General features: G+C 59.4%; 26 protein-coding genes. 10 read left to right on the plus strand and 16 right to left on the minus strand.

All coding sequences use genetic code 11. The features are described from left to right. The first annotated feature begins 80 nt into the window (after nucleotides 1-80). Both QVZ43_RS14130 and QVZ43_RS14135 read left to right on the plus strand, forming a co-directional pair. The gene (locus tag QVZ43_RS14130; protein WP_223792926.1) at nucleotides 81-482 is read left to right on the plus strand and encodes a PA2779 family protein; all 402 of its coding nucleotides are present in this window, start codon (nucleotides 81-83) and stop codon (nucleotides 480-482) included. Continuing rightward, a complete protein-coding gene (locus tag QVZ43_RS14135) occupies nucleotides 483-1499 on the plus strand; it encodes a PA2778 family cysteine peptidase (RefSeq protein WP_302910449.1) in 1017 nt (338 codons plus the stop codon). On the opposite strand, the gene QVZ43_RS14140 is transcribed toward QVZ43_RS14135, so the two are convergent. From QVZ43_RS14140 to thpR, 5 genes are all read right to left on the minus strand, one after another. Continuing rightward, complete coding sequence (locus tag QVZ43_RS14140) at nucleotides 1486-2136, minus strand: class I SAM-dependent methyltransferase (RefSeq protein WP_302910450.1); 651 nt, start codon at nucleotides 2134-2136, stop codon at nucleotides 1486-1488. The genes QVZ43_RS14135 and QVZ43_RS14140 overlap by 14 nt on opposite strands. 115 nt (nucleotides 2137-2251) lie before the next feature. After that, nucleotides 2252-3058: an ABC transporter permease gene (locus QVZ43_RS14145; protein WP_302910451.1), complete on the minus strand. Its 807-nt coding sequence runs from the start codon at nucleotides 3056-3058 to the stop codon at nucleotides 2252-2254. After that, on the minus strand, nucleotides 3045-3650 hold the full coding sequence (locus QVZ43_RS14150; RefSeq protein WP_302910452.1) for an ABC transporter ATP-binding protein: 606 nt from the start codon (nucleotides 3648-3650) through the stop codon (nucleotides 3045-3047). The genes QVZ43_RS14145 and QVZ43_RS14150 overlap by 14 nt, the downstream gene beginning before the upstream one ends. Nucleotides 3651-3666: 16 nt before the next feature. Next, nucleotides 3667-4074, minus strand: coding sequence for a hypothetical protein (locus QVZ43_RS14155; protein WP_302910453.1), 408 nt, complete (start codon nucleotides 4072-4074; stop codon nucleotides 3667-3669). Between the two features lie 82 nt (nucleotides 4075-4156). Beyond that, a complete protein-coding gene (thpR, locus tag QVZ43_RS14160) occupies nucleotides 4157-4693 on the minus strand; it encodes an RNA 2',3'-cyclic phosphodiesterase (protein ID WP_302910454.1) in 537 nt (178 codons plus the stop codon). A 150-nt stretch (nucleotides 4694-4843) separates the two neighbouring features. Between thpR and rluF the strand changes: the two genes are divergently transcribed. Beyond that, nucleotides 4844-5788, plus strand: a complete 945-nt coding sequence (gene rluF, locus QVZ43_RS14165) for a 23S rRNA pseudouridine(2604) synthase RluF (RefSeq protein WP_302910455.1) — start codon at nucleotides 4844-4846, stop codon at nucleotides 5786-5788. A gap of 21 nt (nucleotides 5789-5809) precedes the next feature. On the opposite strand, the gene QVZ43_RS14170 is transcribed toward rluF, so the two are convergent. Together QVZ43_RS14170 and QVZ43_RS14175 are read right to left on the minus strand one after the other, a co-directional pair. Then, nucleotides 5810-6238 carry an organic hydroperoxide resistance protein gene (locus QVZ43_RS14170; protein WP_302910456.1) on the minus strand — a complete coding sequence of 143 codons (429 nt, stop codon included), beginning with the start codon at nucleotides 6236-6238 and terminating at the stop codon, nucleotides 5810-5812. 136 nt (nucleotides 6239-6374) lie between these two features. Further along, nucleotides 6375-6695, minus strand: a complete 321-nt coding sequence (locus tag QVZ43_RS14175; RefSeq protein WP_302910457.1) for a putative signal transducing protein — start codon at nucleotides 6693-6695, stop codon at nucleotides 6375-6377. A 109-nt stretch (nucleotides 6696-6804) separates the two neighbouring features. On the opposite strand from QVZ43_RS14175, the gene QVZ43_RS14180 reads away from it, so the two are divergent. Next, entirely contained in the window at nucleotides 6805-7887 is a 1083-nt protein-coding gene (locus QVZ43_RS14180) for an alpha/beta hydrolase (protein ID WP_302910458.1), read from the plus strand. Here QVZ43_RS14180 and arfB read toward each other — a convergent pair. Beyond that, nucleotides 7878-8291, minus strand: coding sequence for an alternative ribosome rescue aminoacyl-tRNA hydrolase ArfB (gene arfB / locus QVZ43_RS14185; protein WP_223792915.1), 414 nt, complete (start codon nucleotides 8289-8291; stop codon nucleotides 7878-7880). The two genes, QVZ43_RS14180 and arfB, sit on opposite strands and share 10 nt — an antisense overlap. A gap of 55 nt (nucleotides 8292-8346) precedes the next feature. Here arfB and QVZ43_RS14190 point away from each other — a divergent pair, with 55 nt between their 5' ends. Continuing rightward, nucleotides 8347-9030 (plus strand): SOS response-associated peptidase, encoded by a 684-nt coding sequence (locus QVZ43_RS14190; RefSeq protein ID WP_302910459.1) that lies wholly within the window; start codon nucleotides 8347-8349, stop codon nucleotides 9028-9030. Between the two features lie 79 nt (nucleotides 9031-9109). Here the strand turns inward: QVZ43_RS14190 and QVZ43_RS14195 are convergent, their stop codons facing one another. After that, a complete protein-coding gene (locus tag QVZ43_RS14195; protein ID WP_302910460.1) occupies nucleotides 9110-9715 on the minus strand; it encodes a LysE/ArgO family amino acid transporter in 606 nt (201 codons plus the stop codon). An 86-nt stretch (nucleotides 9716-9801) separates the two neighbouring features. Here QVZ43_RS14195 and QVZ43_RS14200 point away from each other — a divergent pair, with 86 nt between their 5' ends. Genes QVZ43_RS14200 through QVZ43_RS14210 form a run of 3 tightly spaced genes read left to right on the plus strand, consistent with a single transcriptional unit; the run spans nucleotide 9802 to nucleotide 11619 of the window. Then, entirely contained in the window at nucleotides 9802-10677 is an 876-nt protein-coding gene (locus QVZ43_RS14200) for a LysR family transcriptional regulator ArgP (protein ID WP_302910461.1), read from the plus strand. 11 nt (nucleotides 10678-10688) lie between these two features. Next, on the plus strand, nucleotides 10689-11261 hold the full coding sequence (locus QVZ43_RS14205) for an NnrU family protein (RefSeq protein ID WP_302910462.1): 573 nt from the start codon (nucleotides 10689-10691) through the stop codon (nucleotides 11259-11261). Nucleotides 11262-11265: 4 nt separating this feature from the next. After that, a complete protein-coding gene (locus tag QVZ43_RS14210) occupies nucleotides 11266-11619 on the plus strand; it encodes a gamma-glutamylcyclotransferase family protein (protein ID WP_302910463.1) in 354 nt (117 codons plus the stop codon). 19 nt (nucleotides 11620-11638) lie between these two features. Here the strand turns inward: QVZ43_RS14210 and QVZ43_RS14215 are convergent, their stop codons facing one another. Continuing rightward, nucleotides 11639-12238, minus strand: a complete 600-nt coding sequence (locus QVZ43_RS14215; RefSeq protein WP_302910464.1) for a CPBP family intramembrane glutamic endopeptidase — start codon at nucleotides 12236-12238, stop codon at nucleotides 11639-11641. A gap of 3 nt (nucleotides 12239-12241) precedes the next feature. Beyond that, on the minus strand, nucleotides 12242-13096 hold the full coding sequence (locus tag QVZ43_RS14220) for a crotonase/enoyl-CoA hydratase family protein (RefSeq protein WP_302910465.1): 855 nt from the start codon (nucleotides 13094-13096) through the stop codon (nucleotides 12242-12244). A gap of 210 nt (nucleotides 13097-13306) precedes the next feature. Here QVZ43_RS14220 and QVZ43_RS14225 point away from each other — a divergent pair, with 210 nt between their 5' ends. After that, entirely contained in the window at nucleotides 13307-14179 is an 873-nt protein-coding gene (locus QVZ43_RS14225; protein WP_302910466.1) for a pirin family protein, read from the plus strand. Here QVZ43_RS14225 and QVZ43_RS14230 read toward each other — a convergent pair. Next, on the minus strand, nucleotides 14176-15243 hold the full coding sequence (locus tag QVZ43_RS14230) for a mechanosensitive ion channel family protein (protein ID WP_302910467.1): 1068 nt from the start codon (nucleotides 15241-15243) through the stop codon (nucleotides 14176-14178). The two genes, QVZ43_RS14225 and QVZ43_RS14230, sit on opposite strands and share 4 nt — an antisense overlap. Nucleotides 15244-15423: 180 nt before the next feature. Here QVZ43_RS14230 and QVZ43_RS14235 point away from each other — a divergent pair, with 180 nt between their 5' ends. Further along, a complete protein-coding gene (locus QVZ43_RS14235) occupies nucleotides 15424-15843 on the plus strand; it encodes a universal stress protein (protein WP_302910468.1) in 420 nt (139 codons plus the stop codon). 45 nt (nucleotides 15844-15888) lie between these two features. On the opposite strand, the gene QVZ43_RS14240 is transcribed toward QVZ43_RS14235, so the two are convergent. The 4 genes from QVZ43_RS14240 to QVZ43_RS14255 all read right to left on the minus strand — a co-directional run bounded on the left by QVZ43_RS14240 (nucleotide 15889) and on the right by QVZ43_RS14255 (nucleotide 18307). Next, complete coding sequence (locus QVZ43_RS14240; RefSeq protein WP_302910469.1) at nucleotides 15889-16560, minus strand: SDR family oxidoreductase; 672 nt, start codon at nucleotides 16558-16560, stop codon at nucleotides 15889-15891. A 17-nt stretch (nucleotides 16561-16577) separates the two neighbouring features. After that, nucleotides 16578-16970, minus strand: a complete 393-nt coding sequence (locus QVZ43_RS14245) for a DUF2784 domain-containing protein (RefSeq protein ID WP_302910470.1) — start codon at nucleotides 16968-16970, stop codon at nucleotides 16578-16580. Nucleotides 16971-17107: 137 nt separating this feature from the next. After that, nucleotides 17108-17512 (minus strand): hypothetical protein, encoded by a 405-nt coding sequence (locus tag QVZ43_RS14250; RefSeq protein WP_302910471.1) that lies wholly within the window; start codon nucleotides 17510-17512, stop codon nucleotides 17108-17110. 105 nt (nucleotides 17513-17617) lie between these two features. Then, the gene (locus QVZ43_RS14255; RefSeq protein WP_302910472.1) at nucleotides 17618-18307 is read right to left on the minus strand and encodes an aspartate/glutamate racemase family protein; all 690 of its coding nucleotides are present in this window, start codon (nucleotides 18305-18307) and stop codon (nucleotides 17618-17620) included. Nucleotides 18308-18323: the final 16 nt, after the last annotated feature.

Here is an 18323-nt window from a genome sequence, read left to right on the forward strand (position 1 = left end):
ATGACAACTTTGTATGTTGAACCACCAACAAGCTGTGCTTTATTGTTTACCGTCAAATAGTTAATAAAAGGAAGCTCCCGATGTCAGGCATCAGAAAACACCTCAGACACATTTCATTTTTTATGGCACTGGTACTGGCAATGGGGACGGTATGGTCCTCCGCCGCCACCGCAGCCATGGTGGGCACCGGCGAAATGATTCATGGCCAACAGCAGGAACTGGATCGCCAGCAACTGATGGACATGCTCGACACCGAGGAGGTTCAGAACAAGCTTCTGGAGCTTGGCGTGAGTGAGGATCAGGTCCGGGACCGAATCCAGAATCTGACCCCAACCGAGCTGGCCGATTTTGAGCAGCAACTGGCCGAGGCGCCAGCGGGTCAGGATGTGGTCGGCATTATCGTGCTGTTCCTGCTGGTGTTTATTGTCACCGACATGCTCTGCGCCACCAACATATTCAGCTTTATCAACTGCATCCGGTAAGTGCAGGTACAAGCAACCAGAAGCTCGTTCAAGCACATCGCCGGCGCACTGCTGGCGATCGCACTGCTGGCGATGATGCTGAGTGCCTGTGCGTCCACGGACCACTGGCCTCAATCGGGCCCCGATTCCCACTCCCTGCCCCAGCGTGTCCTGCTGGAGGATGTGCCGTTTTATCCTCAGGAGCGTTTTCAGTGTGGGCCGGCCTCGCTGGCCATGACCCTGAACAGCCAGGGGCTGACAACGAACCCGGATGTGCTTCGGGAACTGGTTTATATCCCCGGTCGGGAAGGCACCCTCCAGGTTGAACTGATCGCCGCAGGCCGGGCCCACAATTTTCTGGTCTACCAACTCGATGGCACCCTGGACAGCCTGCTGAAGGAACTGGCGGCGGGCAACCCGGTGCTTGTGATGCAGAACCTGCGTTTTGGCTGGTGGCCACAATGGCACTTTGCCGTTGCCGTGGGATTTGATGCCGAAGAACGCACGCTGATTCTGAACACCGACACCCGGAAACACTACGAAGCTCCCATTCGTGCCTTTATCAATACCTGGGGCCGCGCCGATAACTGGGCTGTCGTCATGCTGCCCCCCGATCAGGTGCCGGCAACGGCCGAACCTCTGAAATTCCTCGACGCCGGGTACGACCTGGAAAGCACCGGGCAAACCCTCGCGGCCATGACCGCCTACCAGACGGCCGAGCAGCAATGGCCGAATCAACCAGCGGCGGTGTTTGGCCAGGGAAATCTCGCTTACGACATGGGTAACCGGAAGCAGGCAGTTCGTCACTTCAGCCGCATGGTCACCCGCTTTCCCGACATAGCCGAGGGCTGGAACAACCTTGGTCACACTTTGGGAGAGCTGGGGTGTCGCCAGCAGGCCACCGAGGCCCAGCTGTGTGCTTCGCGGCTGGCCCCCCTGCGCTTTTCGGCACCGGCCGAGGTGGAACCGCCCGACGAGATTGCCCCGGAATACTGCTCGATTCCCGACTGCCCTCAGACGCCAGTCACAGGCGAGTAAGCGGCTTCCGGAACAGCGCCACATCCTTTCTCGGAATACTCAGCTGCCAGCCACGCTGTTCGGCGATGATTCCGAGCGTCTTTTCCCGGAAAAACACCACATGAGTTGGGTCCCTGCGATAGTGCCAGTTGGCAAACCGGTCATCGTCGGTCTGAAAGCAGGTCATCACACCCAGCCAGCTGCCAGGCTTCATTAGCCTATCCAGTTGCCGGAAGACCCTGGCCGGCTGATGCAGATGTTCCACCACCTCGGTGCAGGTAATGAAATCGTAGGTGTCCGACAGGGCGCCGGTGTCCGGATAGAAAAACGGATCGTACAGCGACATCGACATACCCGCAGCCGTCAGCATGTCCGCCAGCGCCGGGCCCGGGCCACAGCCGAAATCGAGGCCACGCATCCCCGGCTCCAGCTCGGCCAGCAGCGGATCAAGGAGCTTGCTCAGAAAACGCCGGTAGCCTGGGTCCGCCGGATCGTTCTCGTGGCAGTCATAGATACCCCGCTCTTCATCAGCCGATAGCCGACAACCCTCCGCCATTACGGTGGCTTCGCACACGGGGCACCGAAGATAGGTGTATTGCCTGATCGTCTGGAAGGCGCTCAGCTCTGCCTGCTGGCACACCGGACAACGACTCACCATTTGCCACAACTCCTTACAGATTTCATGACCATTTGCAGCGGTAGCGACCGGGCCCCGGCGGATAAGCCTACGGCCCTCCCTCGCGTCAGGGGATATGAATCCGGTGCTGCATCAGTTAACGATTCCCGGCGCTGACCAGACGATCGAGTCGGAGCCGCTCACGCTCATCGAACAACCGGCGACCGCCCCAGGATACGGCCATCAGGGTGCCGAAACCGGTACCGACCGTGATGGTCAGCATCACCAGTATCTGGTATTTCACCGCCACCGCCGGTGGGCTTCCCGCCAGAATCTGACCGGTCATCATGCCCGGCAGGCTGACGATGCCGGCGGCCGCCATGGCGTTGATCGCGGGCATCATGCCGCTGCGCATGGCGTGACGACGGATGTCCTCCAGCGCTTCGCGCCAGGTTTCACCCAGCATCAGACGGTTCTCAATCACCGCGCGCTGACTCCAGACGGATTCGTTGAGCCGGTCCAGGCTCAGGGCCACGCCGGTCATGGTGTTGCCCAGCATCATACCCAGCAGGGGGATCGCATACTGGGGCGCGTACCAGGGCTCCGGCCCTATGACAACCGTGAGGGTCAGTACGGTAACGGTAAATGAAGAGACGAACATGGCGCCGGTGCCAATCCCGAAAGACCAGAAGCCCTTCAGCCGACGCTGCTGGCGAGCCATGACCTCCCGGCCCGCCACCAGCAACATCACCAGTGCCAGCAGGGCAATCCAGTAAAATTCCGATGAGGCGAACAAGGCCTCCAGAACCAGGCCAATGAGCGCCAGCTGAATCACCGTCCGGGTAGCTGCAATCAGCAGACTTTTCGCGATGCCCAGCCGGGTCATAAGGCTGACGCCTGCCAGCGCCAGCACCAGGACGGCTACCAGTGCCAGTTTCCACCAGGCCAGATCAATGATTTCCATGGACGGCCTCCAACTGGCTGCCAGCAAGGCGATAATGACGATCGGCTACCCGCTGAATCTGCGCGGAATCGTGAGCCACCCAGAGCACCACCAGATTTTGCCGCCGGATCTCGGCCTTCAGCCAGGCCTCCACCTGCTCGATCAGGGCTTCATCCAGGTTGGCTGTGGGCTCGTCCAGTAGTAGCACCTTCGGTTGACGGACGAGGGCACGAAACAACGCCAGGCGCTGTCGCTCACCGGAGGATAACCGGCTTACCGGCCACGCCATTACATCCGCGGGGAAACCCAGAGCATCCGGCACCCCCACTGGCGGAGGCTGGAAGTGTTCCCCAACCTGCTCGGACCACCATTGGCTGTCGACCGGAACCATCATAACCTGCTGGCGCCAGAGATGCCCCGGCACGGAACCTTGCGGGGTATCGTCCAGTTGCACGGCGCCCTCGTGGGGATCTAGATCGGCAATGGCCCGCAACAGGCGACTCTTGCCGCTGCCGGAAGGGCCGGACAGACAGACAATCTCTCCTCCCCTCAGCTCGAGATTAACGCCCTCCAACGCACCAGCGGAAACCTGTTCCAGTGTGAGAGTGGTCAAGGGGTTCCCCTGAACATCAGGACAGGTCGTCCTGTCCCAGAAACAGCCGGGTCATCCGGTCCGACAAAAACACATGGGCGAACGCAGGATACGGAAGGTAATGGGACAGCAGGGTCGCGACACCCAGCGTATCCAGGCCGGCATCCGACGACACCCAGGCCCCGAAAGCGGCAAACAGTGCCGCCAGGAAGCCCCCGTAGATCCACAGAATTCTGGATCGTTCGGCGGGGGTGAGTTCTCGCTCCAGCATTCGGGCCGCCGAAAAGCCCATGTAGGCCGCAATGAGCACGGCAATGACCACGGACGCCAGTACGCCGGAAAATCCGAGCAGATACCGGCACAGATAGTTGGCCAGGAAGAACAGGACGACGCCCGTCACTGCAACCATGGCTGTTCGTGTTTTTTCCATAGTATCCACTGTCATAAGGAAATCTTACTCACCAAAAAATTCTCCGTTTAACCGGCAGTTACCGGCACCTCTGTGGCACAGAATGGCAAAATCGGGACTAAGCTTCCAGAGCAAATCGCTCCACCACGGTGTAGACAGAGCCACCGGCACCTTGGGTGCTTTGATACAGCACAAATTCCGTCACCTGAAAACTTCCGAAGTCAGCATCACGGTATTCCTCGAGGAGTCCGGCCACCGATCCGCGCTGCTTCTTGAATCGTGCCAGGGTGATATGGGGGCGAAAGGTACGTTTCTCGAACTCAAATCCGAGTGGGCCAAGATTCTCTTTCAGGGCGGCTTGCAGAGCCACCAGAGGCTCTCTCGGGCTGGCTCCCACCCACAGGTTTCGGGGTGATGCCGGTTGCCCGAAACACCCGACACCAGCCACCGATAAATCGAATGGGGGCAGGCGCAAACACCGCGCGGCGTCACAGAGTTCGGATACCCGGCCCTCCGACACCTGCCCCAGAAACAGGAGCGTGAGGTGCAGCTGTGCCGAACTCTGCCAGCGGGCGCCGGCCACGGACGCCCTGACCTGCAACAGACGCTCCTTGACCGGAGCAGGCAGTTCTATGGAGAAGAACAGTCGCGGCATCCGAGCTCCTCTTCGTCAAGCCATTCACACCGGCCAACAAGGCCGGCAGTTATCCTCGAGAGCGTCTGGCAAACGAGCATCACCAAGGCAGCTGTAAGCCCAAAGCCCCCCTGTTATCATAACGCTTCAAAGTCACCGGCCGGATCACTCATGACCAACGACGCCTCTACCCGCCTGAACAAATATATCAGCGAAAGCGGTCTCTGCTCGCGACGCGAGGCCGACCGATACATCGAACAGGGCAACGTGTTCATTAACGGCCAGCGGGCTACCGTGGGCGACCAGGTTCGGGCAAGAGACACGGTCACGGTGAACGGTCAGGTGATCGAGCCGCGGGGTGAAGAGGATCTGGTATTCATTGCCGTCAATAAACCGGTGGGCATCGTGAGTACCACGGACGACGCCGAGAAACACAACATCCAGCGGTTCGTCGGCCACAGCGAGCGCATCTTTCCCATCGGGCGCCTCGACAAAGACTCCCAGGGTCTGATCTTCATGACCAGCAAGGGCGATCTGGTCAACAAGATCCTGCGGGCCGGCAACAACCATGAAAAAGAATATGTGGTGACCGTGGACAAACCCGTGACCCGGGACTTCGTCCAGGGGATGGCGGGCGGCGTGCCGATCCTGGGCACGGTCACCAAGAAGTGCAAGGTTCAGCAGGAATCCCGCTATGTTTTCCGCATTACTCTGGTTCAGGGATTAAATCGTCAGATACGGCGGATGTGCGAACACTTCGGCTACCAGGTCACCAAACTGGAACGAACCCGGATCATGAATGTGAACCTCGGGAATTTGCCCATTGGCCAGTGGCGGGACCTTACCCCCAAGGAGCTGACGACGCTGCTTGAGTCCATAAAAGACTCCTCTTCCGAGGCCCCTCCGGGCACCCCCAAGCAAACCCGCAAAGCCAAACCCGCTGGCTCCCCGGCCGGAAAACGCCCGGGCGGAAAGGCTGTTAGGCCCGGCGGTGCCAGAAAACCTGCGGGAAAACCCGGAGCGAAACCCGCCGGAAAGCCCCGGGGCAAAGCCGGCAATAAAGCGTCCGCGCCCCCGAAGCCGAAAAAACAGCGTCAGCGCTCTACCAAGCGCTGACAAGCCCGTAGAAGCCGGGTATTAATCGACACGAGTCAGGGTCACGTCAATGTTGCCACGGGTAGCGTTGGAGTAGGGACACACCTTATGGGCCTCGTCGATGACCTTCCGGGCTTCGGCATCGTCCATACCCGGCAGGCTGATTTTCAACTCCACTTCGATACCAAAGCCGGCGGGAATCTGGCCAATGCCAACGGCACCCTCAACGGAAAGATCTTCGGGCAGCTTGATGCCGTCACGGCCGGCAACAAACTTCATGGCGCCAATGAAGCACGCCGAATAGCCTGCGGCAAACAGTTGCTCCGGATTCGTACCCTTACCGCCCGCTCCTCCCAGTTCCTTCGGGGTCGTCAGCTCTATATCAAGCACACCGTCAGATGAAATGGCACGCCCATCACGGCCACCTGTGGCCTCGGCATGGGCACGATACAAAACCTGTTCAATCGACATTACGCTCTCCTTTTCACAGAAATAATCAAGGCCGGTCGTCCGACCGGGTTTTCACTGTCACCGGATAAATATAGCTGTCAATTAAATTGCGCACAATTTAGTTTCACAATAACCCCAATAGAGAAGGAGACAGGTGTCAGTTCGAGTTCAGTATCACCAACGCCAGAACCGCCAGCGCAAACAGGAACCATTGGGCAAAAAAGTCTGCCCGGCTCTCGCCCCTTCCCGTCGAGACCATGGCCTTTGGCTCGCCGGATTCATACTCCCGCACCAGCTCCCGGGCATGGAACAAGTCCTCGTCCTCCACATGAACGTTCGTGAACCCTGCTGCGCCAATCTCGCCCATGGCCCCCTGAAGATAGTGGCCGCCTACATAGGCCTCAACCCCGTGTGCACCCAGAAAGCCGGCCACAATGTGCGCTTCGGTAATATCCCGGGCCCGATAGGCTATTTGCATGCGGAGGCTCCTTCTGTGATCTTTAGAGGCACAAACCACGTGCTCCAGCGACTATGCTATTGAGCATAGTTCGCCCGACTTCACGGGGCCAACCCGATGAGGACCGCCCATGCTCTGGTTCTTTCTTGTACTGCTAGTGATCTTGGTCGCTGCCACCTACTTTCTGTTCCGGGTCGAGGACCTGTCTCACCTGGACATTCAGCACCAGCCATTTCGCGGCGGCCCGCCCAGCGAGGAACACCGGTATGTGATTGGTCGCATCCGTGAGCTTGGGCAAAGCTCCCGCGGACTTCGGGGCAAGGCAAGGCTGTATGCCCTGCGCCAGCACATGGATACCCTCAGCGACGGCCTGTCCCTGGAATCGGAGTTCCGCCCGGTCACCCACCCCCGGGGTGAGTGGGTCATAGCCCCCGGCGTGGATACGCGCCGGCGCGTTCTTTACATCCATGGCGGTGCCTGGGCGGCTGGCAGCCCGAAGAGCCACCGGGCCATTACCGACCGTTTTTCCCGTATCGCCAACGCGGCGGTCTTTGCGGTCGATTACCGCCTGATGCCGGAACACCGCTACATGGACGGAGTGCGGGATTGCCGGAAAGCCTATCGATGGATTCTGGAGCATGGCCCTGATGGCGAGGAGCCCGCGTCCTGCCTGATCATTGCCGGCGACTCGGCGGGGGGCAGCCATACCTTAGGCCTGCTGGGCTGGATCAAACATAAGGGTCTCCGGCAGGCAGATGCGGCCATTGCGATTTGCCCATCCACCGATCTGACGCTCACCGCTCCCAGCAACCGGGCCAACATCCAAACTGACCCGCTGCTGGGGCCGGCGTTCGGCGGGCTCTCGAAAGTACCGTTACCAGTTATCTGGTGGGTAACGCTGGCCGCGTTCCGGGTATCCCCCCTGAGCCCGATTGCATCGCCCCTCAGGGGTGACCTGCACGACCTGCCCCCCATTCTGATTCATGCCAGCGATTCGGAAATGCTGCTGGACAATGCCCGACGCTACGCCGCCAAGGCACAGTCCGAGGGCTCACCGGTTACCCTGCATACCTGGTCTGGCATGGTGCATGTCTGGCATATCTTTGTCCCGAACCTGCCGGAAGCCGAGGAGGCCTTCGAGGATATTCAGGCCTTCCTGCAAGAGGTCGAATCCGGACAGCCGGTACAAGAAGTGCACCTGGCTCAGAGCTGAACCTTGCCGCGCAGGGCCTTGGTTTTGCCCTTGCGGGTTTTCTCGTCAACGCGTTTGCGCCTGGCGGATTTGGAGGGTTTGGTGGGGCGACGCGCCTTCTCGATTTTGACCGCCTCAAGAATCAACGCCTTAAGGCGCCGCAGGGCATCGTCCCGGTTTTTCTCCAGGGTGCGGAAGGTTTGCGCTTTAATGATGATGACGCCTTCCTTGCTGATGCGCTGATCGCTCAGTGCCATCAGACGCTCTTTGTAAAACGGAGGCAGCGTGGAGTGCAGCACATCGAATCGCAGATGCACGGCGGAGGCAACTTTATTGACGTTCTGGCCGCCGGCGCCCTGGGCTCGGATCTGGGTAAACTGCAATTCCCAGTCCTGAATAGCGACATTGTTGGATAGTTTCAGCATCCGGCAAGGGTACCAGAACCTGACCTGCAACGCCCTGAAATCAAGGAAGAACCCTATGTGCGGACGATTCACCTTCTACACACCACCGGAAACCCTGATCGCCCGTTTTTTTCCGGATGGATTGGACATCGACACCCACGTCGAGGCCAGCTACAACATACCGCCTGGCACTGCCATTTCCATGATCCGGATGAGCATGAATGGCCAGCCGATTCTGGTGAAATCCCTCTGGGGCTTTCGCCCGGCCTGGGCCACCGACAAAGCGCCCGCACCGATCAACGCCCGGGCCGAAACGGTGGCGACGTCCCGTTATTTTCAGGAAGCCTTTGCCCATCACCGCTGCCTCATTCCCGCCAACGGGTGGTACGAGTGGCTGCAAACCGGACACGGTAAAGAACCCCACTACGTCACGCCGGTGGATCCCGACCAGACCCCGGCCATCTTCTTTGCCGGAATCTGGACGCCACGGGAAGGCGATGAGACCTCCACCTGCGCCATCATCACCGAACCCGCCTGCGACACCCTCAAACACATTCACGACCGCCAGCCCGTGGTGCTGGATCCGGACTGCCTGACTGGCTGGCTCGATTCATCAACAACCTCACGGGAAGCGATCCGCGCCACCACCCATCGGCTGCCCATGGAGCAACTGCGGGAGTACCGGGTGTCCGACGCGGTTAATAGCCCCAGGCACGACTCCGACGACCTGATCAAACCCCGCGGCGAACAGGCATCCTGACTCGCCGACGGCGGGTAAGTTTTTCTTGCGCACGTAAAGCACCTTGTGTACCCGGGCAACCACCTCGTCGGGCAGTGAACTACAATCCGCTTACCGCCAGCTGAATCGCGATGACTGCCATCATCACCCCGATTACACCGTCAATGACACGCCAGGCCATGGGGCGGGAGAGAACGGGAGCCAGTGCCGAGCCACCCCAGGCCAGGGCACCGAACCACAGAATGGAAGCACTGCTGGCACCGGCAACGAAGGTGGCCGGGTTCTCCTGCTGCGCGCCGATAGCCGGGATCAGTAGCAAGGTGTCGAGATAAACCTGCGGGTTCAGCAGGGTGACCGCCAGGGTGGTGAACAGCACCCCTTTCAGGCTTCGCCGGGTGATTTCACCGGATTCCAGAGCCGCCCTCCCGCGACTGGCACGAACCAGAGCCTGGATAGCCAGCCAGACCAGGAATGCAACGCCCAGCCAGCGCATGATTTCCAGGGCGTCGGGCATAGCCATCAGCGCTGCACTCACGCCAAACATCCCCAGTGAAAACAAGACAATGTCGGACACCATACACAGGCCTGCTGACCACCAGTGATGCTCCCGGCGGATTGCCTGGCCAAGGATATACGCATTCTGGGCGCCAATGGCCACGATGATGCCGCCGCATACCAGCAAACCTGTCAGATAACTTTCGAGCACAACCTACCTCCCAATGTGAGGGGCAAGAATACCGCCCTTCAGATATACTTAAAATTCATAATCATTACGCTATATAAGATTTACTTATGATTGACTACAAACTGCTGGAAGCCCTGGCAACGGTGGTCGAATGCGAGGGCTTCGAGCGGGCGGGAGCGGTGCTGGGGATCAGCCAGTCGGCGGTTTCCCAGCGCATCAAAACCCTGGAAGTCCGGCTGGGACAACCGGTACTGGTGAGAAGCCCTGCCCTGAAGGCAACTCCGGCCGGCCAGAGGTTGCTGAACCATGTCCAGCAGGTTCAGTTGCTGGAACGGGATCTGGCGACATCCCTGCCCGCCATCTCGGAGCCCTCGACCCGTCTGCGCATTGCCCTGAACGCGGACAGCCTGGCGACCTGGTGGGCGGACGCCATTGGCGACTTTTGCAGTCAGGAAGATTTGCTGCTCGACCTGGTTATTGAAGATCAGGACGTGGGCCTGCGCAGGATGCGGGAAGGCGACGTGGCGGCCTGCCTGTGCAGCACGCAGCAGCCGGTGGCCGGCGCCCGAAGCGTCTATCTTGGCAGCATGACCTACCGGCCACTGGCCACACCGGATTTCATCCAGCGCCACTTCCCGGATGGTTTCAGTCCAGAGGCACTGGCAAACGCCCCGATGATTGTCTTCGGCCCCAACGATCAACTGCAGAACCGGTTCCTCGCTCAGTGCGGTTTTCAGGGAAGCGCTCCCCATCACTTGTGCCCGTCTTCCGAAGGCTTTGTGAAACTGGCACTGGCCGGCATGGGTTATGGCATGATTCCGGAAATACAGGCGCAACAGGAACTTGAAGCAGGTACACTGGTAAGCGTTGCACCGGACCAGAGCCTTCGGGTAGACCTGTACTGGCACTTCTGGCGCCACAGTGGCGGAGTGATGGACCGCCTGACCCGGACACTGACCAACACCCACAGCCTTAACCGATAAGGAGCCAAGGAATGCTGACACTCATCGCCGGTCTGATCCTGTTTTTCGGGATCCACTCGCTGTCGATCATCAACGAACCCCAGCGGGATCGCTGGTGCGCCAAGCTGGGCGAAAACGCCTTCAAGGGCATCTTTTCCCTGCTGTCCCTCGCAGGCCTGGTCCTGATCGTCATGGGTTACGGCGCAGCCCGCATGGAACCGACCCTGCTCTACACGCCGCCCACCGGGCTCAGGCACCTGTCGATGCTGCTGCTGGTTCCGGTCTTTCCGCTGCTGGTAGCCACCTACCTGCCCGGTCGCATCAAGGCAGCGGTGAAACATCCGATGCTGGTGGCAGTCAAACTGTGGGCTTTGGCGCACCTGCTGGCCAACGGGATGCTCCATGACGTGTTGCTGTTCGGCTCCTTCCTGGCCTGGGCGGTGGTCGATCGCATTTCCATGAAGCGCCGCACCCAACGGGCTGTGACCAAAGCGACCGCCAGCAACAAGAACGACATCATTGCGGTCGTTGTCGGCCTGGCACTGTATGTGGTTACCGTGCTCTGGGCGCACCAGTGGCTGATTGGCGTTGCACCGGTCGGCTAAACCTATGGAACATCTGGTCGCGGTTTACGGAACCCTCAAGCGGGGCTTTTATAACAGTCATCTGCTTGAGGACTCGGCTTTTATCGGGGAGGACACGCTACGGGCGCTGACGCTTTTTGATCTCGGCGCCTTCCCCGGAGCGCTCCTCCACCCCTCCGCGGGTGTCCTGGTCGAAGTCTTTTCGATCAACGAACACACCCTGCGCCAACTGGACATCCTTGAGGCCTTCGTACCGGAAGCCCCGGAATCCAGTCTTTACCTTCGTCAGAAACTCCCCACCCGGCATGGCCTTGCGTGGACCTACATCTACAACGGCAAGGTGGAACCCCATCAGATCATCGCCTCGGGCATCTGGTAATCCCGCACGGGCAGGCAGGTTAGCGGGAAAGGTGTTTCGGCTCCAGGCCAAACCAGTGGGGAAAGCGCAGCAGGCAAAACAGCGCGATCACGTCGTACACCGCGTGCCACACCATCACCAGCGAGAGGCTGCCAGACACGACATAGACGGCTCCCAGCAGAAGGCCCAGACCGGTGGCCACCAGGAAATAGGTAAAGGAAATGTAGTGGGCCAGCCCGAACAGCAGCGACGCCAGGACAATGGCGGGATAAAAACCAATCAGCCCAACCAGCCCGCCCTGAATCGCACCGCGAAACAGGAGTTCCTCACCTACCCCCGCCAGCACAGACAAACCGATGAGTACCGGCACCCCGAGCCCCAGCGCAAAGTCGCGCAGGTTGCGCATTTGCTGTTCAAGGTCATCCGGGAACAGGCCCGGAATTCGGGTCAGAAGTATCAGGACCAGATAGGTCCCGAGCGCCCCCAGACATCCCAACAAGGTACTGGCCTGCCAGGACAGGCCGTCATTCTGGATCGGGATATCCAGGAGCAGGATGGCCAGCAGTCCCGCCACGCCGATACCGCCCTGAAACAGCAGGGCGGCCCCGGGTGATATTCCGCGACGCGTGTTTCCGGCCAACGATCAGGACTCGAACAGCCCTTTCACCGGAAACAGGTCTTCGTACTCCGCCTGCTGCTTCTGGGCCTTGGCCTGGAAGGTTTTCATCATGTCACCCGGGCGGAACATACCGGCCTGCCAGGTGGCCATGTAGCGCAGGCTGTCTTCCACCGAATGATCCCGGGTGAAATTGATCATGTCCTTGCAGCCAGTTACCGCCAGTGGCGAATTCGCGGCAATCTGGCTGGCAATGCCCATCACGGCATCGAGCAACGCTTCCGGCGAAGGATAAACCGCATTCACAAAGCCAAGATTCCGGGCTTCCTGTGCGGAGAATTTGCGACCGGTGTAGGCCAGCTCACGCACTACGCCTTCGGGCATCAGTTTCGGCAAACGCTGCAGTGTACCCACATCTGCCGTCATCCCCAGCTCGGTTTCCTTGATGGTAAAGAAGGCATCCTCGGTGCAGTAACGGCTATCAGCCGCGCACACCAGGTCCAGCGCACCGCCGATACATCCGCCGTGAATGGCCGCCAGCACCGGCAGTCGGACCTTCTCCAGGGAAGTCACCGTGTCCTGAATCTGCAACACGACGCGGCGCAGGTTCTCGGCCATGCGGCCGGGGTCACCAGTCATGGGGATGGACTTGGTGTCACTGAATACGCCCAGATCCATGCCGGCGGAGAAATGCTTGCCTGTGCTGGAAATGACGATCACCCGGGCGTTGGTATTGACTTCAATATCTCGCATGCACCGGGGCAATTCGTTCCAGAATGCCTTGTTCATGGTGTTCAGTTTTTCCGGGCGGCTGAACTGAACGTGGGCAATGTAGTCTTTCACTTCAACGTTGAAGCTTTCGTAGGAAGCAAGTTCAGACAAAACAGAACTCCTTGTCGATGTTGGGGTTCGCGCCAGGACAACCCGGCCTTTGGGCAATACCGCATAATGTCCCAGCCGATAGGGTGGTAACAACCCGGGTAGAGTATTTTTTGCCGCTGTTCTAGCCCTTCGGCTGGGAAGACATCGGAACAACTTGCCGATTAACCGGGTGCGAACCATGCTAGGGATACATTCGGGAGTTCCCCTGCCATGGCACAGCGCATAAAAGCAAGAACCGGAGAAGTGGGCGGCATTCCTGTCGCCCGCAGCCTTCCTACCGCAGGCCGCCGTCAAATCGGCGCCTGGTGTTTTCTCGACCACATTGGACCAGTGACCTTCGGCGAGGCGGACACCGGTCTGCGTGTGGCACCCCATCCCCACATCGGCCTGCAAACCTTCACCTGGATGATTGACGGCGAACTGCTGCACCGGGACAGCCTGGGCACCACCCAGCCCATCCGCCCCGGGGAGGTCAACCTGATGACCGCCGGGCACGGCGTCAGCCACACGGAAGAAACCATCTTCGGCGACCGCACGCTGCATGCTGCGCAACTCTGGATTGCCCTGCCCGAAGCCGACCGCAACATCCCGCCCAGCTTCGACCATTACGATACCCTGCCTTGCTGGCAGGATCAGGGCGCCAGCTGGACACTTCTGACGGGCGAGTACGGCAGCCGACGGGCCGATACCCTTCAATATTCGCCCCTGATTGGTCTGGATATCGAATGCACGCAGCCGCAAGACATTTTGCTGACTCTGGAGCCCGGCTTCGAATACGGCATCCTGCCGCTTACCGGTGCCTGCATCATTGAGGAGGAGCGCTTTGATACCGACGAGCTGGCGTACCTGGGGGATGACCTTGAGCAACTCACTATCCATTGCGAGCCGAACACCCGTCTGCTGCTGATTGGCGGCCTGCCCCTGCGCAGGGACGTTGTGATGTGGTGGAATTACGTGGGTTACGAAAGGGAGGAAATCGTCGAGGCTGAGACCGACTGGGCGAACCACAGTGCGCGCTTTGGCGAGATTCCGGCGTGGCCGGGCGAGCGCACCGAAGGCCCGCCCTCGCCCTGGCGGCGTTAGACTTCGCCGGGTACTTCTTCGTCCATCAACCGGGCACGAAGCCGCGGCAGGTACTCCGGATAATGCTCCTGAACGAAGGTGACCATCCCCTCCCGGATGGCGCAGCGCAGATCCCAGGCCTGGTTGGAGTTTGGCGCACTCATCAAAAAGCGCACTTCCATGGTCCGTTCATCCGAATCCGTCACCTGCACCGTTTCTACCCGGCCATCCCACTCTGGTGCCTGTCGCAGTAATCGACCGAACTCCTCCCGCAGCGCTGCTACGGGCATGTGGTAGTCCACCCGGATAAACACCGTGCCCAGCAACTCGGCGGAATTTCGGGACCAGTTCTGGAACGGGTTTTCGATAAACCACTGGAGCGGTACGACCAGTCGTCGCAGGTCCCACACCCGCAGCACCACATAGGTCGCCGTGACTTCCTCAACCCAGCACCACTCCCCCTGTACATACAGCACATCGTCAATGCGGAAGGGTTGCGTCAGGGCGATCTGCATGCCCGCCAGCAAGTTGCCCAGTACCGGCCGGGCCGCAAAGCCCAGGATGATGCCACCGACACCGGCCGATGCCAGCAGGCTGCCGCCCACATGCCGCACCGGCTCGAACGTCATCAGAGCCGCCCCCATCCCGATAATGACGATCAGGATGTTAAGCGCACGCACCAGAAAGCGAGTCTGGGTTTCCACCTTTCTGGCCCGTTTCCATTCCCCTTCGAGAACAGGATTGAGCATGACGATGACGTCACCAATGGCAGATGTACAACGCACCAGCGCCCAGGTAACGGCAAGAATCAGCAAGAGCGTCGAGAGATGCTGAACCTCCGACAACCAGATGAGTTCTGGTGGGGACGCGCCCAGAACCAGATTGAGCACCAGCAGGCACACGACCACGCTGAGAGCCCGGGACGACGCATCCAGAAACAGCCTGGGAACGGTTTTTCGATGGGTAAGCTTGTGAACGATCGCCAGTGCGAGATGAAAGGCCGCATACGTGATAATGACTGAAAACAGCGCTGTCAGTGCGGGGTAGAGCCATGCGGTCGCGCCCGCCTGAAAGTAATCCACCATACTCGGTATCCGTTTGCCTGCTTTGTCTTGAAGATAGCAGCAAGGAAAACTTGTGGGCATTCTTGCCGTGGGTTGATTACGGTCAACCCCTTAATTTTTGGCAGAGTTCACAATCCACTGCCATGCTTAGAACAAACGGTGAGTAAATTTAAACCCAACAGGGATTACGCGGGGGAGACCATGTACAGCAAGATTCTGGTACCAGTGGATCTGGAACACCTGGATAAACTATCCAAAGCTCTGAACACGGCCATCGATATCGCCAAGCACTACAATGCGGCGATCTGCTATCTCGCCATCACCAATACCACGCCCTCGGCCGCAGCGCACAATCCCGAGGAACTGACGAAAAAAATGGCAGAGTTCGCCGAAGAACAGGGCAAGGCTCACGGCGTTCATGCCAGCAGCAAGGTGGTCACAACACCGGACACCGCAGTGGAGCTGGACAAGAAACTGCATCAGGCGGTCGAGGAAACCGGTGTCGACCTTGTGGTGATGGCCTCCCACCCACCGGGACCCGGCGATCGCCTGCACGTGCTGCACTCGAACGCCGCCAACCTGATCAAACACACTGACATCTCGGTATTTGTCGTTCGCTAACAGACCGAGACATCAGCGTTCAGTGACGAAAGCCCTGGTAACGGCTTACCAGGGCAGCTCCTCCCCGTTGCTGTGCCAGAACGAGCCGGAGTTCTCCAGGCTCAGCTGATTGATCCGCTCCACCAGCCCAAGAGCCGACTCCGCCGGCGTAATCAGCCCGCCGAAGTTGACCATACGGGTCTTCACATAGCCCGGGTGCAGCTGCGCCACCGCAATGCCCTTCGGTTGCAGGTCTACCGCCAGGGATTTTCCGAACGCATTCAGGGCCGCCTTGGACGCCCGATAACCGTAGCGACCACCCGAGTCATTATCGGCAATGGAGCCCATGCGGCTGGTGATGTTGGCGATCTTGCCGCCAGAAGGAATCCGGGACACCAGTGCCTCGACCACTCGCAACGGCGCGTAGGCATTGATTTCCATCTGGGTTCGGATGGAGTCGAAATCGATCGACCCCAGCTGATCATCCTGCAACAGGCCCGCGTTATTAATCAGCAAATCAATCTGCTCATCCCCGAGCGCCGATGTCAGTTTTTCGATGCCCGCATCGGTAGTGACATCCACGCCATCAATCACCTGCTCAGCCACTTCCGACAACTCATCCGACGACGAACGACACACGCCGATCACCCTGCAGCCCTCGCCTGCGTACCGACGGGCCAGTTCCAGACCAATGCCTCGATTGGCGCCCGTAATAACGACTGTTTTCTTATCAGACATAACTACCTCCCTAACTCTTACCGTGGCCGGACCAGAAACCAGCTTGCCAGCACCAGGGTCCCGAACAACGTATAGGCCAGCATAAAAACCCATTCCGGCGCGTTGTAGTAAAGAATGGCATGCAGCCAGTGCTGGATAAAGGAACCCTCGTAGGTGCCAGTTCCTGCCCTGTCACGCAGTGCCATTTCCCAGGTGGTCAGCGGGCAGATAACCCCCAGCCATGACTGCAGCACGACAATAGCTATGGCCACCAGATGACCGACCCGGAACCAGCGGTTCCGAACCCAGAGCCAGTTCAGCGCACCGCCCACCAGAATCGCGACGAGCCCCAGCACCACGAACGCGACAAACAGCACATGAAGCACCAGCAGTCCGTCCGCCAGCATCAGATAAAACCTGTCAGACACCATGTCAGCCATACCTGCGCCGGGTCAATAAGGATCGTTTTGATTCCGGATTAACCAGTTTCCCGGCATTCAGAAGTGTAGTTGAGCCATCACAGGGTCGAATGGGGGGCCGGTGCGGCGCGCTACAGAAACAAAGAGTGTCAGCGGCGGGAAATCTCGGCCTCAAGGGAGCGGGCCAGCTGTTCCATGCGCTCCAGGCCGATGTCGGCTTTCTCGATAAAGTCCGGTTCCAGTTGCGAAGCATCGGCCCAGTAGCGACCGGAGATATCGCAACGCTTGGCCAGTTTGATCAGGCCGAGATCGCGCAGCTCGAACCCGAGGCGGGTCCATTGTTCCGACAACCTGGCTTCGGTGTCGTGGGAGGGCTTGCCGGTTTCGCGTACCTGGCGGAGATAGGTGGCGGTACTCCGTGAGGCCACAATCACGGATCTCAGCGCCTCTACCGACTGCTGCTTGCGGTGCTCCCCGGCCCGGTTGAGATTCGCCAGCCACTGGCGGAGATGCTTGATCAGTTCCCAGAGACTGCTCCCGGTTAACGGATCCATCCAAACTCCCTTTGATTCACTGGTGCGCCCAACCGGCAGTGTACATCGAACCGGCAGAAAATGACGTTGTATGAAAAACCGGGCCTGAGGTGACTTTTTTCGAGCTCAGAGTGCCCGTTCCACCGCCTTGGCGGAATGAATTTTTGCCGTATCGTAGAGCCGAATGTTGGTATCTTCCGGCTTAACAAGCAAACCGATTTCCGTGCATCCGAGAATGACGGCTTCCGCGCCTGCGTCGACCAGATCTCCCATGATCCTCAGGTATTCACGGCGGGATTCATCCCGAATCCTGCCCTGGCAAAGTTCCTGATAAATGATGTCGTGGACGCGCTGACGATCCGCCGGCTGCGGGGTGAGTACCTCAAGACCGAACTTTTCGGAGAGGCGCCCCTTGTAAAACGACTGTTCCATGGTGAAGGCCGTTCCCAACAACCCGGTACGGTGGACACCATCGGCCAAAAGTACCTCCGCGGTAGCATCGGCGATGTGCAACAAAGGTATACCCACGGACTGTTCGACGTCCTCGTAGACCCGGTGCATGGTGTTGGTGCCGATCAGGATGAAGTCCGCGCCACCCTGCTCCAAAGTCGCGGCAGCCTGACTGAGCTCTTTGGCGATACCTTCCCAGTCGCCCTTGCTCTGCATGGCTTCCAGCGGCGCGAAGTCCAGGCTCTGCAGGAGGATGTTCGCCGAATGAAGACCACCCAGAGCGGCCTTTACTCCCTCATTGAGTTCTCGATAGTAGCTGGCCGTGCTCTCCCAGCTCATCCCACCGATCAGCCCGATGGTTTTCATAAAGCCTCCTGTCTCC

Origin of the sequence: Marinobacter suaedae, assembly GCF_030519635.1 — a bacterium.
Classification (GTDB): Bacteria; Pseudomonadota; Gammaproteobacteria; order Pseudomonadales; family Oleiphilaceae; genus Marinobacter; species Marinobacter suaedae.